Source organism: Mucilaginibacter aquaedulcis (genome assembly GCF_030409325.1).
Lineage (GTDB): Bacteria > Bacteroidota > Bacteroidia > Sphingobacteriales > Sphingobacteriaceae > Mucilaginibacter > Mucilaginibacter aquaedulcis.
Genome location: NZ_JAUFPR010000002.1, coordinates 2166276 through 2183067, shown reverse-complemented (window position 1 = coordinate 2183067; position 16792 = coordinate 2166276). Strand labels below are relative to the sequence as shown.

The following is a 16792-nucleotide window of genomic DNA, read 5'->3' as shown; positions in this document are numbered from 1 at the left end:
ATCCAGGGGTTTCTTTAATCGAAAATAATAAATGTTATAATGACATTACTGTCTGTGTATGATGGTATTCAGTACTGAAAATTCAAAACGGCATTTAAGTTTAACAGGCTCAAAAAAGTAAAAATAAAATGGCTTTTTGGGGCTATGTAACCAGAATTATACGTTCAAACCGTTTTTAAAGGATATGTTATCATTATCTATACCATTTTTACATTACAAAATTTTTACAAAAGTTATTCTTTTATTAAGAAATTATTAATAAAGTAATCTCAAATTACAATGTTTCTTTGCTTAAATGATTTACCAATAATTAATTTGTAAATCTGCATTTTTCCCTTGTGTAAACAATACACCTTCATTACATTAGTTGCATAGCCAATATAAATTTCTGAAACATCAGAAATCATACAAAATCTAATATTAATAATAACATTTAAGGGTTTACGCTCTTGTTTCAGGTAGCGTTAAAAAAGGAACGGTGCAGAGGATAAGTTTAAAATTTATTACGAGAAGATCATATGATTAAACTTTTACATTTTTTATTTTCTGAGTCTTCTGAATTTAAAGAATTGCTTAACCAGAGCAATGGAATATACACGCTTGCCCCCCGCAAAAGGTTTATTCTGAGGTATTATAATGTCCGTTTTCCAACATAAAACATCAATTATCGACTTACAATCTTAAATCAAATATATTAATCAACTAAATCTCAATCTCATGTTTAAAAGTTTACTCCTTAAAGGAAGATTCCTGGGCGTGCTACTATGCTGCCTGGTTTCTTCGTTAGTAGTTACAGCCCAAACAAAGTACAAAGGTAAAGTTATCGGCAGCGATGATAAATTACCTGTAGTTGGCGCGTCTATACGCGTTAAAGGTACTACCACGGGCGCTGTAACTGATGTTAACGGCGATTTTACCTTAACCCTAAAATCAGGTGATGTAATAACTATTAGCTACATCGGGTATCAAACCACAGATATTACTGTAGGCTCAAATACCACATTAAATGTTACTTTAAGAGCCGGCAGCAACTCATTAAATGAAGTTGTTGTTACTGGTTACGGTTCTTCACGTAAAAAGGACTTGGTTGGTGCGGTTGCAGTAGTAGATGTAGCGGCTTTAACCAGGCAGCCATCAGCATCTGTTGAAAACCAATTACAAGGCCAGGCAGCGGGTGTTACAGTTGTAGCATCAGGTCAGCCAGGTGAAGCTCCGGCTGTTAAAATTCGTGGTGCCAACACCTTCGGAAACAACCAGCCATTGTACGTTGTTGACGGTGTACCTACAACTAACGTAACAGACATTAACCCAAATGACGTTGCAAATATGCAGGTACTGAAAGATGCGAGCTCTGCCTCAATTTATGGTGCTCGTGCAGCAAATGGTGTAATCATCATTACAACCAAAAAAGGTAACGGAAAAACAACTGTTTCTTACGATGCTTATTATGGTACTCAGGTTCCAAAAGGTGGCAATGTTTACGATTTGCTAAACCCTACCGAAATGATGAGTTTAAGAACGCTTGCAATTCAAAATACAGCCAGGTTAAAAAACATTCCGGTTGATTTGTCAAGTAACTTATATGGCCCTACTGGTAACGTTTTGCCTGACTATATCAATGCAGGCGGAGCAGGACCTTTTGGTATACATGATGGCGACCCTGCAGTTGATCCTGCAAAATACAGCGTTAATCCATTTTACACTTCTGGTGACCCGTCTGGTTTTTACCGTATAACCAGGGCTAATAAATCAGGTACAGACTGGTATCATGAAATATTCAGCTCAGCTCCTATACAAAGCCATAACTTAAACATGAGCGGTAGCACAGAAAATGCAACTTATCTGTTTTCTGCAAATTACTTTAATCAACAAGGTACTTTATTAGGTACTTACAATAAACGTTATACCGTAAGAGCAAATACCAGCTATAATATAGCTAAACACATCAGAGTAGGTGAAAATATTTCATACTCCGTAACTGAAAATCCTAAAGTTAACGAAAATGACGAAGGTACCGCTATCGGTATGTCATTCCGTGAGCAACCAATTATTCCTGTATATGATATCAAAGGTAACTTTGCAGGTTCAAATACAGCCAACTTAGGTAATGCGCGTAACCCAGTTGCCATTGCAACACGTACCTTAAATAATTATGGCTCTGTAAACAGGGTATTTGGAAATATGTTTGGTGAGGTTGACTTCCTGAAATATTTCACAATACGTACTCAATTTGGTGGTGAGTATTATTCAGATTACGATCACAACTTTACTTTCCCTGAATATGAAAACTCTGAAAATAACACAGTAAACACTTATGCAGAGAATTCATATAACGGATATAACTACACCTGGACAAACACATTAACTTATCATCAGATTATTGCCAAGCATGATATTAAATTATTGGTTGGTACAGAAGCATACAAAAACAGGTATCAAACTTTAGGTGCCACAAATACAGGTTACTTTACATTTGATCCAAACTATACCACTATAACTACAGGTACTGGAACGCCAACTGCTTACAGTACATTGCAAAAAGATAGGATATCTTCACTGATTGGTCGTTTGGATTATACTTATAATGACAAATATCTTTTAAACGCTACTATACGCCGTGACGGTTCAACCCGTTTTGTAAATGACGTATATGGTTGGTTCCCTGCGGTAAGTGCCGGCTGGCGTGTATCTCAGGAAAGCTTTTTAAAAGGAGTTAACTGGATAAATGACTTAAAAATCCGTGGTGGTTACGGTATCATGGGTAACCAATTAAACGTTGACCCTGCCAATGCTTTTACTACATTTGGTGCAAGCAAAGTGAACTCTTATTATGATATCGGTGGTACATCAACTGCAACAGTTCCTGGTTTTACACAAACACGTATAGGTAACCCTGGTGCAAAATGGGAATCTGATAAAAACTTTAACATTGGTTTTGACGGTTCATTCTTCAACCAAAAATTAGAGATCTCTGCAGATTATTATAAAAAGATCATCACAGGCCTGTTGTTCAATCCAAATTTAGCTGGTACCTATGGTGCTGCTACAGCTCCATACAGCAATATTGGTGCTATGGATAATACAGGTTTGGACATTACTGTTGGTACTCACCATAACCTGTCACATGATTTAAAAATGAATGCAACATTAACATTCACTACTTATCATAACGTAATCAAGAAAGTTACCGCAGGACAGCCTTATTTTGATGTAAATAGCGGCCGTTTTAATGGTAGTTCAATTATACGTAACCAGGTAGGTGGTCCGGTAGGTGCTTTCTTTGGTTACCAAACCGCAGGTTTCTGGAACTCACAAGCCGAAATTGATGCTGCAAATGCTAAAGCAGGCGGTACGTATCAGAATGATGCTGCTGTTGGCCGTTTCAAATACGCAGATATTAATGGTGATGGAAAGATCACTGCCGATGACCGTACAAAATTGGGCAATCCTAACCCTAAATTTACAGGTGGCTTAAATCTTGACTTTTCTTACAAAAGATGGGATCTGAATATGTTCTGGTATGGTTCTTATGGTAACAAAATCTGGAATGATACCAGATGGTGGACAGATTTTTACACCAACTTCCTGGGTGCAAAAAGCAAAACTGCTTTATATGACTCATGGACTCCTACTCACCAGAATGCTAAAGCTCCTGTACAGGAAATTGATGGTTCATTCAGTACCAGTACAGTACCAAATTCATATTATGTAGAAAACGGTTCTTTCCTGCGTTTACGTAATACACAAATCGGTTATACTTTTGATCCGCAAATTCTAAAATCAATTGGTATTGACAAGTTGAAAATTTATTTATCAGGTGCTAACTTAATTACTATAACTAAATACTCAGGTGTGGATCCGGAAATCGTAGGCGGCGCGCAGAACAGTAACACGGCAAGTACCACCAATTTTGGTGTAGATCGTGGTAACTATTCGCCAGTGCGTACTTATTTATTAGGTGTACAAGTTAAATTTTAATTATTAAGAAATTATGAAAAGTATACAACGTTTATCAGTCTTTGCATTAATCGCAACCGCTGGTGTGTTACCAAGTTCATGTAAAAAGTCCTATTTGCAACAACCGGCAATAGGTGCCCTAAGCTCAACAACAATTACTACAGCGGCTGGTGTGGATGGTTTATTAATAGGTGCTTACGCCATACTTACTGGGCAGCAGGGAACTAACGCGGCCATCGGTGGCGGCGGCCCCTGGGAGTCATCTCCTGATAACTGGATTTATGGCAGCGTTGCCGGCGGTGATGCGCACAAAGGTAGTTCCGGAACGGATCAGCCACCAATTAACTCCATTGCGGCTTTCACAGTTGATGCGAGTAATGGTTTCATGAATACCAAATGGAGAGCTGATTATGAAGGTGTGAACAGGGCAAATAACGTGTTAAAAGCAGTAGCCACCGCTACTGGTATAACTGATGCGAACAAAGCAATAATCATTGCACAGGCAAGATTTCTACGCGGACATTTTTATTTCGACCTGAAAAAAATGTTTAACAATGTGCCTTACATTGATGAATCTACCACCAATTTTATACAGCCAAACACTACTGATATTTGGCCGAAAATTGAAGATGATTTCAAATTTGCTTATGCCAATTTACCAGCAACTCAAGCACAAGTAGGCCGTGTTAATAAATGGGCGGCAGGTGCATATCTTGCAAAAACTTATTTGTTTGAAAAGAAATACACCGACGCTGACGCGTTATTTACTACAGTAATAACAACAGGTACTAACTCTGCTGGCGTTGCTTATGACTTGAATACAAATTATTTTGACAACTTTAACGCTGCTACTAAAAACAACAAGGAAACAGTATTTGCTATTCAGCAGGCTGCTAATGATGGTACCAACACCATCAGTAATGCTAATAATGGCGATATGTTAAACTATCCTTACAACAGCCCTTTCGGTTGCTGCGGTTTCTTCCAGCCAACTTTAGATCTGGCAAACTCATTCCGTACAGATGCAAATGGTTTACCTTATCTTGACGATTATAATTCACATCCAATTGCTCAGGATCAGGGTATAGCTTCAAATGCTGCTTTCACACTTGATGCCGGTAACATCGACCCTCGTTTTGATTGGACAGTTGGCCGTCGTGGCATTCCATTCCTTGATTGGGGTAATCACCCAGGTCAAAACTGGATTCGTGAGCAATCTTCTGCTGGTCCGTACTCAGCTAAAAAGAATGTTTACTTCCAGGCATCAAAAGGTACTTATGGCGATGCGCATTCATGGGCACCAGGTAATGCAAACCAGGTTAACATCATCCGTTTTTCTGATGTATTGTTAATGGCTGCAGAAGCTAAAGCTCAATTGGGTTCTGGCGATATGGGTTTAGCTTATGTTAACCGCGTACGTACCAGGGCCGCAAATCCATCAGGCTTTGTATATACTTATAAAGATCCGGCTAATCCAACAGGTGGTTATACAACTACACCTGCAGCACATTATGTAGTTAGCCCTTATCCTGGAGGTTATTTTACAAGTAAGGATCTGGCTTTAAAAGCAATCTACTTTGAACGTAAACTGGAGTTAGCGCTTGAAGGTCATCGTTTCTTTGATATTTCACGTTGGGGTATTGCACAACAAGCTCTGGCTACTTATTTTGCAGTTGATGGCAAAGTGATTACCGATATTGCAGGTGCACACTTTACTCCTGGTAAAAATGAATATTACCCAATACCACAAGCACAGTTAGATCTGCAATCAGATGGTAAAACATCTACATTGAAACAAAACCCAGGTTATTAATAACAACCTTTAATATCATTATAATAAAAAGAGCCGGTATTTACCGGCTCTTTTTATTATGTTAAAAATCTATCTTTAGTTTTTCAACATCTACTATCAAAATGTTATTCAGCAAACAGCAAGCTACTATCACGTTTATTATTTTATCGGCAATTGGCATTTGTTCAACAGTTTTAAGCTGTAATAATGACCAGCCGCCAGCCGATGTTGCGGTTGATGGCAAGTCACTTTCAGAAAAATATTGCGTCAGCTGTCACAAATACGTTGCCCCCCAAATGCTTGATCAGGTAACATGGACAAAGCATGTGCTGCCGGCCATGGCCAAGCGTCTGGGTATTGAGGTTTATGCGGATGATCAGTATGTGAATAATCCATCGGCAAAAAGTACTGTGACCTATGATGAGTGGCTTAAGATTGTTGATTATTATACTAAAACAGCTCCTAAGACTATTAAGCCGGCCAAAGCTCCTGTTGTGCCGCTTAAAGATTGGGGTGTTTTTACACTCGTGCCCCTTTCAAAAGATACTGTACCGGTAGCCACAACTACCATGATAACGTTTGATAGCATTAGTCATCGCATTTTTACAAGTGATATGATGAATAATGGTTTATATCAATGGAACGACAAGTCAAAACTAATTGCTACTAACAAGTTTGGTTCGCCTGCGGTTAATGTTCAGTTTACAAAGGATACTAATGGAACCGAGCATGGTTCATTTACATTTATAGGCACCATGCTTGCCATAGATGTGGCCAACGGTTATGTTGCCGATTTTGACTTGAGTAAACCCGGTATGAAGAAAGCCGATACCATAGCCGATAAATTACCCCGCCCTTTACAGTCAATACAGGTAGATCTGGATAAGGATGGTTTAACTGACAGGGTGGTGTGCGGTTTTGGTCATAATTTTGGTGGTTTATATTGGTACAAGCAGCTGCCCGGCAAAAAATTTGAAAAGATGGTCATCAGTTCTATACCAGGAGCAGAGCAGGCTGTTATTGGTGATTTTAATCATGATGGCTGGCCCGATATTGCCTGCCTTTTTGCACAGGCTGATGAGGGTGTGTGGATGTTTTTAAATGATCATAAGGGAGGGTTTACACAAAGTAATCTGATCAGGCTTCCACCGGTTTACGGTTCAAGCAGTTTTCAGCTGGTTGATTTTAATAATGACGGGCAGCTTGATATATTGTATACCAGCGGCGATAATAGCGACTATTCCAAAATATTAAAGCCCTTTCATGGCGTTTATATATATCTGAATCAGGGTAACTTTAAATATAAACAAGCATACTTTTATCCTGTAAATGGAGCTACGAAGGCCATAGCGGCTGATTTTAACGGAGATGGCAAATTGGATATAGCTGTCATCGCTTTCTTCTCCGATCTGAAAAATAATCCCGGAGAAGGTTTTACTTACTTTGAGCAAGATCGTCCTATGCACTTTATACCGCACAACCCGCCAATTTTTAATTATGGCCGGTGGATATGTATGGATGTTAATGATTACAATGGAGATGGCAAACCTGATGTTTTATTAGGTAATTTTTCTTTTGGCTTTATTAATGAAGAAAAGTTTACCCCAACCTGGAATGCCCACCATCCATTTATCATATTAAAGAATACATCAGGTACTAAGGCCAAATAAATTCTTTGGATATTTGAATCATGAATACCGATGTGTTGATAATAGGTGCAGGTGCTGCAGGTTTGATGGCAGCCCGCGAATTGGCAGTTAAGGGCAAAAAGGTAATTGTATTGGAGGCTCAGGACCGGATTGGCGGCCGCATACATACCATCTATGAAAATGGAAAAGTTATAGAGCTTGGAGCCGAATTTGTACACGGCGATTTACCTGTTACGCTTAACCTGCTTAAGGAAAGCGGTATTAAATACCATTCGGCCTCGGCATCAATGTGGAGGTACGATAATGGAAAGTTTACTACCACTGAAGTGTTTATTGACCATTGGGATGAGTTTATTGATAAACTCAATAAGTTGGAGCAGGATACCAGCATTCATGATTTTATAGAAACAGAGTTTCCGGGTGATAAATACATCGAACTCCGGGAATCAGTACGGCAATTTGTTTCGGGCTACGATACGGCTAACCCTAAAAACGCAAGCAGCTTTGCCCTGCGAAAGGAATGGCAAAGTGAAGATGAAAACGCACAGCATCGCATTGAAGGCGGATACATAAAACTATTGAGCTACCTGGCTACCGAATGTGAGGCAAATGGTGGCCAAATGAAGCTGAACAGTGCGGTAAAAGATATTTATTGGGAGCCGGGAAAGGTTTCTGCAATAGCTGTTGATGGCATAACGTACCATGCCGAAAGGGCCATTATAGCTATCCCGCTTGGTGTTCTGCAAACAGATGCAGTTACAAAAGGAACTATTGTGTTTCACCCGCTGGTTAAAGAACAGCAAGATGCCATACACCAAATGGGTTTTGGCGCGGTTATAAAAATATTGATCGATTTTAATGAGGCTTTTTGGGAGAACGTGCAAACGGATGATGGTAAAAGCCTTAGAGATATGGGCTACCTGTTTTCGCAGGAAGAGATACCTACCTGGTGGTCACAGTTCCCGGAGCGCTCAACCGTATTTACCGGTTGGGTAGGAGGGCCCGACGCCTGGGCCAAAAAAGATGCAACCGATGATGAGTTATTGGCGGAGTCGCTGCAATCAATTGCTAATATTTTTAAAAAAGATATTGATGAACTGCAAAGCCAGATCAGATCGTGGCATGTAATAAACTGGACAAGCAGGCCATTTATACAGGGCTCCTATGCCTATGATACAGTAGAGGCCCCTTTCGCACGCAAAACACTTAATACTTCCGTTAATGATACCGTGTTTTTTGCCGGCGAATATCTGTATGAAGGCCCAGCCATGGGAACGGTTGAAGCAGCCTTAACCAGCGGAAAAAATGTTGCTGAGAAAATAAGGTAACCTATGGCTTCCAGTAATTGCCCGATACAATGATCATATCCAGCATTTTGATGCTGTTGTCATAATAATCATAATCGCGCAGTTTAAAGGCTACCAGATAATCCCAAAGTTTGTTGAGCCAAACCTGGTTGCTTTTATCAACGGTGGCAGATACTGTGAATGGCGCTATAAAACTTAAAGCTTCAAAATAACGCCTCTTAATATCATTACCCGCCAAGGTATAACCCGCTGAAATATTATCAGGATTGCCATTGGTAGTTTGGCGTATCCAGCTATTGATCCTGGTAACCATGGCCAATGCCCTTTTATCGCCATATAGTAAATAATCACTGGCTACACGCCATGGCACCCGGCAGGCATTATAATTATAAAAACCATCATAAGCCGATTCAAGATAGTTGGCTTGCGCAGGGCGTGGCACTTTATTAACGTTGCGGATAAAATCGGGCACAATGCCCGCATCCGGGCTATATTTGCTTTGCATCAGGCTGAAAAGCCGGTAATTGCTACTGATAACTTTTTGCCATTTGCCATCCTTTAAAGTGTTTTCAAAAGCCTTAAAGTGCGCTGGCATAAAGTCAGATGATCGCGTGTCAAAATAGTCACGACTATCATGCTCAATGGCATCACTTATTAGAATAGAGTAGGTGGCAGGGTTTATTTCGTGCTGCATGATGGCTGTTATCATGCTTTTAGCTTCCAGCGCGTAATTGATCTGCCCGTCGTTACCCCATTGTTTGGCAGCTAACAGGAGGGAGTAGGCAATATCCATATCTCCATCTGTGGCGGTACTGCGGTCAAGATCCTTACAGTTTTTACCCTGGGCCCAGGCCATTAAATAAGGTGATGTTTTAGCCGGATGCGCTTTGTAATAACGGTACAAATTGTTGAAGGTGCTTTGAGCGGTTTTATCATAACCGGCCATCAGCACAGTGATCAGTATACCATATCCCTGACCTTCAGACACACATTGTTTGCCCGGTTTTTCAAACCAAATGTAGTTTTGGTTTTTATCGCAGCCCGGTTTTACGTATCGTGCCTTCCATTGATCATAAAAAACGCTTACCTGTTTATCCAGCTGCTGTTGCGATAAATGGTTAGGCCTGATGCTGCCATTGGCATACAAGCTATGCTGCGGAAAGGGCTTTTGCAGCTGCGCATTAACCTGCGCGGCGGCAAAAAGCATCAATACAAGGCTGTTAAACCATTTGTAACTGCAAAAGTTCCTCAAGTCTTTCGGGTTCCATGCACATTTGATTTTCGTTGAAATACAATTTAAGGCATGATAAAAAATTCTGTATAACCGGGGTGTCTTTGCAGGTTGCAGCATACCATGTTCTTTTAGCAACACTATGGTGCAGTGGTTTGGCCACTACATTTCTGTTTTTTAAATATGGTCTAACTATCCAATCGGCCATTACGCTTATGCCCAGGCCTGCATTTACCATTTCAATGGTAGCATCGGTGTAATGTATGCGGTTTAACGTTTTAGGCCTTACATGCTGCTCCTGGATCAGGGTTTCAATTAGTGGCGTATCCTGGTAGGTTGGGTCATAAAGTGCCAGGATCAGGTCCTGATCCTGAAAATCGCAAATGTCAATCACCTCTTTTGCAACAAGCGGATGATCTGCCGGTAAAATCACATTCAGCCTATCCTCAAAAATTGGCTCATAGTTTATTTTGGTATTCACCATTTGTGTACGCACAATGCCCAGGTCCAGATCGCCGCGCATGAGGTATTCAAGCGGCCTTTGTGTAGCATCAGAAACAATGTTGATATTAATATCGGGCCACTGGCTTTTAAAGTCTTTGATAACCCCTGGTAACCAGTGATATGCGGTGTAACACTGCATGCTGATGTTAAGCTTTCCTGTTTTCCCGTTCTTATAATTGCGGATATCCTCTTCCATTGTTCTGATCTCAGAAATTATTTTTTCTGAGCTGCGCAGAAAACGGTAACCAATCTCAGACAATTGTAACTTTTTACCCTGACGATGGAAAACCTCTATATCAAGTTCACGTTCAAGTTCTTTAAGTTGATGACTAAGGGCAGACTGTGTAAGATGCAGAGCCTCAGCGGCTTTAGTCAATGTTCCCTCCTTAGATATGGTATCAACCAGGCGGAAATGGTGGAGTGCTATATTCATTATGAATTTTGCTAATGATTATGACAAAATTAATTCATTTTTTTCATATATTATATAGAGATACCTTTGCAGTGTACAAAATACACAATAATGTTCAACATACCTTCAAAACAACTACTTCTGTTTTTAGGTGTTTTCTCAGTCTTCCAGGCTCAGGCTCAGCAAAAAGTTTTAAATATCAAAGATGCTGAACAAATGGCGCTCGCTAATTACGGTACCATTAAATCCAAAGCAAACCAGCTAAATGCTGCTAAGGCAAACTTAAAAGAAACACGAACAGAATATTTACCGGATGTAAGTATCTCGGCCCAACAAGATTACGGAACAGCAAACGGTCAAAACGGCCCGCTGTACGGTTATCATGGTTTATCGGTAGCCTCATCGGGCCCGGCATTAGCCAAACAAAATTGGAACGCGGCCTTTGGTTCACTGTATCTGAGCAATGTGAGCTGGGATTTTTTCAGCTTTGGCAAAGCTGTTGAACGCGTAAAGGTACAGCGCAATGTGGTTTCATTGAACGAAACGGACCTTTCTCAGGAACAGTTTCAGCATGAAGTAAGGGTAGCAAGCACCTACCTTAATTTACTGGCAGCACAGCAATTGGCCAAAGCGCAGCAGGATAACCTTAACCGCGCTATGGATCTTCAAAAAGTGGTTGCGGCACGTGTAAAAAATGGCTTAAACCCTGGTGTTGATTCGGCATTGGCTAATGCAGAGGTATCAAATGCTAAAATTTCCTTAACCAACACTTTACAAACGGTTCAGGATCAAAGCAATCAATTATCAATTTATCTGGGCATCCCATCGCAGGAGTTTGAGCTCGACAGCGCTTTTGTTACTAAGCTGCCCGGCAATCTTTCGGCGCAAAGTTCAGTTCAGATCGGTGATCATCCAGAACTACGCTTTTTAAAGAATCGTATAGGCGTGAGCAATGAGCAGGCTAAATACCTGAAAACCTTTGCACTACCTACCTTTAGCCTTTTCGGTGTTTACCAAGGCAGGGGATCGGGCTTTAACGCTGATTACAGTACAAACTTAAATAGCTACAGTAGCAGTTATGGTGCCGGTGCAAACCCAACCCGTTATAACTACCTGTTTGGTGTTGCCATGGTTTGGAACCTGACCAGCCCGTTCAGGGTACATTACCAGGTACAATCGCAAAAATATACTTCAGAGCAGTTTAAAAATGATTATGACGTAGTTGAACAACGCTTAACCGCGCAACAGGTACTGGCAGATACCCGCATAGGGAATGCTTTGAAAAATTATAAAGAAGTACCTGTTGAGGTTTCGGCCGCGAGCGATGCCTACAAGCAAAAGTATACCCTGTATAAAAACGGTTTGGCTAACATAGTTGATTTTACACAAGCCCTTTATACACTGAACAGGGCCGAGGTTGACCGCTATATTACCTTTAACAATGTATGGCAGGCTTTACTGTTCAAGTCGGCTGCTACCGGCGATTTTGGCTTATTCATCAATAATTTTTAACAATAGCTATACACATTTATAATGGGAATGATAAAAGGGGCGCTCCAGAAACCAATTACCATATTGGTTATAGTAGCCGGACTATTTTTTTTCGGGATCAATGCGGTACGTACTATCAAGATAGATATCTTTCCTGATCTGAATTTGCCGGTTATCTATGTATCCCATCCATACGGCGGTTTTACCCCAAACCAGATGGAAGCTTATTTTGGTAAACAGTATGTGAACTTGCTGCTGTTTGTTTCGGGTGTAAAAAGCATCGAAACCAAAAATATACAAGGCTTAACACTTATTAAAGTTACATTTTACGAAGGTACAAATATGGCACAGGCCGCGGCGGAGGTCACGGCCTATACCAACCGTGCCCAGGCGGCCTTCCCGCCGGGGTCGCAGCCTCCGTTCATTTTACGTTTTGATGCTTCAACACTACCTGTAGGTCAGTTGGTATTAAGCAGCCCAACACGTTCAAATAACGAATTATTAGACTTTGCGCTGGTTTATGTGCGCTCGTCATTTACATCAATACCAGGTTTGGTTGCACCGGCACCTTTTGGTGGTAACCAGCGTACCGTAGTTATCAAGGTTGATCCGGGATTGCTGCGTTCGCACAACTTAACCCCCGATCAGATAGTTGCCGCCCTGCGCGAAAATAACCAGAATACCCCTGCTGGTAACGTGCGTATTGGCGATTACAACTACCTGTCGCCAACAAACACAACCATTAAAAAAATATCAGATTTCGGGGATATACCTTTATATAAAAACGGTATCCAAACCGTGTTTTTGCATGATGTGGCCACTGTGGAAGATGGCGCCGATATTACACAGGGTTACGCCCTTATCAACGGTAAACGTTCGGTTTATCTGCCTATCACTAAATCAGCCACCGCCTCAACATGGGAAGTGGTTCAAAACCTGAAAAAAGCTTTACCACGTTTCCAGGCTTTGTTACCTGATGATGTGAAGTTGTCGTTCGTGTTTGACCAATCGGTATATGTAATTAACGCGGTTAAGAGTTTGGCCGAAGAGGGTGCCATTGGTGCCGTACTCACAGGCCTCATGGTACTACTGTTCCTGGGCGACAGGCGCGGCGCGTTAATTGTAATATTAACTATACCTACCTGTATCATATCAGCGGTATTCTTCCTTGCCCTTTTTCATCAAACCATCAATATAATGACGCTGAGCGGGCTTTCGCTGGCGATCGGTATCCTGGTAGATGAATCAACGGTAACTATCGAGAATATTCACCAGCATTTTGATATGGGCAAACCTAAGGCTTTGGCTATATGGGATGCCTGTAAGGAAATAGCTTTCCCTAAATTGCTGATCCTGTTCTGTATCCTGGCGGTGTTTGCTCCGGCATTTACCATGACCGGCATACCGGGCGCATTATTCCTGCCATTGGCTTTGGCTATTGGTTTCTCCATGATCATATCATACTTCCTGGCTCAAACCTTTGTGCCTATCATGGCCAACTGGCTAATGGTTAACAAACATGAAGACCACAGCCACAAAGATGGTTTTGCCCTGGAGGATGAAGGTGAGCCATGGGAGCAAAAAGAAAAAGCGATGAAAAAGGCGCTTGAACATCATGAGGGTAAAGTAACCCGTTTTGATAAGTTCAGGGATAGCTTTATGCGCTTAATGGACCGTATGCTGCCTAACCGGAAAATCCTGGTTACCGTTTATGTAATAGGTGCGTTTGGATTAGCCTTTTTACTGTTCAACATTATAGGGCGCGATGTATTGCCAAAGGTAAACTCAGGTACATTCCAGGTTCGTTTACGTGCACCTGATGGTACACGTTTAGAGCGTACAGAAGCTATAGCTGTTAAAGCGCAGCATATCCTGGGCGATCTGGTAGGTAAAGAACATATTGCCATCACTTCAACTATGGTTGGTTCGCACCCTTCATCATTCTCCACCAACCCGATCTATTTATTCATGGCGGGCCCGCAGGAGGCTGTTATGCAGATCAGTTTAACGGAGGATTATAAGGTGAAAAACCTGGATGACCTGAAAGAGCGTTTCAGGAATGCCATCCATAAACAGATCCCGGGTATCAATCTTTCTTTTGAGCCGATTGAGTTAACGGATAAAATTTTAAGTCAGGGTTCACCAACTCCAATTGAAATTGCCTTAACCGGAAAAAATAAAAAGCTGAACCAGGAGTATGCCTATAAAGTGATGGATAAATTGAAAAGTATAGATTATTTACGCGACGTGCAAATTGGCCAGTCGTTTAATTACCCATCTATCGATATCAATATAGACAGGCAAAGGGCAGCGCAATTGGGTGTAGGTTTAAATGACATTTCCCGCTCACTCATCGCCTCTACCTCATCATCAAGGTACACTGAAAAAAATGTGTGGCTGGATGAAAAAGTAGGCTTAAGCTACCAGGTACAGGTTCAGATACCAGAATACCAGATGGCCAGCTTAAATGATGTTAAGGAAATCCCGGTACTGAGCAACCAGTCAAGACCGGTTTTGAGTGATGTTGCCGATGTTAAAACAGGTGTAACCAATGGCGAAAATGATAACGTAGGTGCAATACCAACATTATCGGTTACAGCCAACTTAAATAACAAGGATTTGGGTACCGCAACTGATGATGTGCAAAAGGCAATTAATTCATTGGGTAAATTACCACGTGGTTTAACTATTGAGCTTCACGGTTTGAGCCAAACATTAACGGCAACACTTGATAGTTTGCAATCGGGCCTGTTGGTAGCCATCCTGGTGATATTCCTGATGCTTGCGGCCAACTTCCAATCGTTCAAAATGTCGTTAGTGGTACTTTCAACAGTACCTGCGGTATTGTTTGGTTCGTTGCTGCTGGTTAAGATAACCGGGGCTACGCTAAACCTTCAATCATACATGGGTATGATCATGTCTGTAGGTGTATCTATATCAAACGCGGTATTATTAATCACAAACGCCGAAGAGTTGCGGAGGCACAATGGCGATGCGCTAAAATCAGCCCGTGAGGCGGTTGCATTGCGTTTGCGCCCGATATTAATGACAAGTTTGGCCATGATCGTAGGTATGATCCCTATGGCATCGGGCCTGGGCGAGGGTGGTGATCAAACCTCACCGCTTGGCCGCGCGGTTATCGGCGGGCTTGTAGCATCAACCTTTGCAGCGTTATTAATACTACCTTTGGTTTTTGCCTGGGTACAAGGTAATGCCACCACACAATCTGTTTCATTAGACCCTGAAGATAAAGAAAGTAAATTTTATGTCCCTTTGCATCATCATGAATAATCTTAAAAATAAATCAACCCTCATGCTTGCTGTTTTGGCGGTAGCCATCAGCAGTTTACTGAGCGCCTGTCACTCAGAAGAAAAAGAGAAACAAGAAAAAAGCCAGGAAGAGCAGCAGCAGGAAGCTGTTGAAACACCTTCGGTGCAACTGGTTCCGGTAAAAAAAGGAAAGTTAAGCACCGCAGTTACCATCCCGGGCGAGCTGATCCCTTACCAGCAGGTTGACCTGTATGCCAAGGTTAACAGCTATGTGAAAAAACTATTAGTTGATATCGGTTCTGAAGTACATCAGGGGCAACTGCTGGTGGTTTTAGAAGCACCGGAGATCAACTCGCAACTGGCAGGGGCACAATCAAGAATAAAACAACAAGAGGCCATATACTTTGCCAGTAAAGCTACTTATGATCGTTTGGTAAGTACCAGCAAAACACCGGGTACCGTATCACTGAATGATCTGGAGCAGGCAGAGGCTAAGAAAAACTCAGACCTTGCCAACGTAGAAGCTGCTAAATCTGCCTATAGGGAAGTTTCGGCTAACCTGGCTTATCTGGAGATCAGGGCTCCGTTTGATGGGGTGATCACCAGCCGTAATGTAAACTTAGGTGCCTACGTAGGTCCGGGCGGCAAAAATGCCGATCCGTTGTTTACCCTTCAGGATCAAAAAAGATTGCGTTTGGTAGTATCTATACCAGAGGTGTCTACCGGTTCTTTGAGCAATAAAAGCGAGGTTAACTTTACTGTAAAAGCTTTGCCAAACCAAAAGTTTACCGCTCAGGTAAAACGTATGGCCGGAGCGCTTGACGAAAAGTTAAGATCGGAACGTTTGGAGATGGACGTTTACAATAAAGATAAAAAACTGTTACCACACATGTTTGCAGAGGTTAACGTACCACTGCCGGGTGGCGACAGCACCTTTGTGGTACCTAAAACAGCTGTAGTTACTTCAACCGAAAAAGTATTTGTGATAAGGGTTGTAAACCACAAAGCACAATGGGTTGACGCTAAAAAAGGTTTTTCGGCGGGCGATATGATCGAGGTTTTTGGTGATCTGAAAGCGGATGACCAGCTTGTAAAAGCAGCCAGCGATGAGATCAGGGACGGATCTACCGTGAAAGATAAATAATTAGTTGATAGGGTTAGATTGAGTTAATTCGTTGA

General features: G+C 41.6%; 9 protein-coding genes. 7 read left to right on the top strand and 2 right to left on the bottom strand.

Annotated elements, in window-relative coordinates:
* Nucleotides 1–717 precede the first annotated feature (717 nt).
* The 4 genes from QWZ01_RS13380 (at nucleotide 718) to QWZ01_RS13365 (ending at nucleotide 8726) form a co-directional block, all read left to right on the top strand.
* A complete protein-coding gene (locus QWZ01_RS13380) occupies nucleotides 718–3978 on the top strand; it encodes a SusC/RagA family TonB-linked outer membrane protein (protein ID WP_290323905.1) in 3261 nt (1086 codons plus the stop codon).
* A gap of 13 nt (nucleotides 3979–3991) precedes the next feature.
* Nucleotides 3992–5770, top strand: coding sequence for a RagB/SusD family nutrient uptake outer membrane protein (locus QWZ01_RS13375; RefSeq protein ID WP_290323904.1), 1779 nt, complete (start codon nucleotides 3992–3994; stop codon nucleotides 5768–5770).
* Nucleotides 5771–5871: 101 nt separating this feature from the next.
* Nucleotides 5872–7419: an FG-GAP repeat domain-containing protein gene (locus tag QWZ01_RS13370; RefSeq protein WP_290323903.1), complete on the top strand. Its 1548-nt coding sequence runs from the start codon at nucleotides 5872–5874 to the stop codon at nucleotides 7417–7419.
* A 20-nt stretch (nucleotides 7420–7439) separates the two neighbouring features.
* A complete protein-coding gene (locus tag QWZ01_RS13365) occupies nucleotides 7440–8726 on the top strand; it encodes a flavin monoamine oxidase family protein (RefSeq protein ID WP_290323901.1) in 1287 nt (428 codons plus the stop codon).
* Between the two features lies 1 nt (nucleotide 8727).
* Here QWZ01_RS13365 and QWZ01_RS13360 read toward each other — a convergent pair whose 3' ends face one another.
* On the bottom strand, nucleotides 8728–9912 hold the full coding sequence (locus QWZ01_RS13360; RefSeq protein ID WP_290324625.1) for a family 8 glycosyl hydrolase: 1185 nt from the start codon (nucleotides 9910–9912) through the stop codon (nucleotides 8728–8730).
* Nucleotides 9913–9925: 13 nt separating this feature from the next.
* Nucleotides 9926–10873 (bottom strand): LysR family transcriptional regulator, encoded by a 948-nt coding sequence (locus QWZ01_RS13355; RefSeq protein WP_290323899.1) that lies wholly within the window; start codon nucleotides 10871–10873, stop codon nucleotides 9926–9928.
* 90 nt (nucleotides 10874–10963) lie between these two features.
* Between QWZ01_RS13355 and QWZ01_RS13350 the strand changes: the two genes are divergently transcribed.
* Genes QWZ01_RS13350 through QWZ01_RS13340 form a run of 3 tightly spaced genes read left to right on the top strand, consistent with a single transcriptional unit; the run spans nucleotide 10964 to nucleotide 16757 of the window.
* Nucleotides 10964–12364 carry a TolC family protein gene (locus tag QWZ01_RS13350; RefSeq protein WP_290323897.1) on the top strand — a complete coding sequence of 467 codons (1401 nt, stop codon included), beginning with the start codon at nucleotides 10964–10966 and terminating at the stop codon, nucleotides 12362–12364.
* A 21-nt stretch (nucleotides 12365–12385) separates the two neighbouring features.
* On the top strand, nucleotides 12386–15634 hold the full coding sequence (locus QWZ01_RS13345) for an efflux RND transporter permease subunit (RefSeq protein ID WP_290323896.1): 3249 nt from the start codon (nucleotides 12386–12388) through the stop codon (nucleotides 15632–15634).
* A complete protein-coding gene (locus QWZ01_RS13340; RefSeq protein WP_290323894.1) occupies nucleotides 15627–16757 on the top strand; it encodes an efflux RND transporter periplasmic adaptor subunit in 1131 nt (376 codons plus the stop codon). The genes QWZ01_RS13345 and QWZ01_RS13340 overlap by 8 nt, the downstream gene beginning before the upstream one ends.
* Nucleotides 16758–16792: the final 35 nt, after the last annotated feature.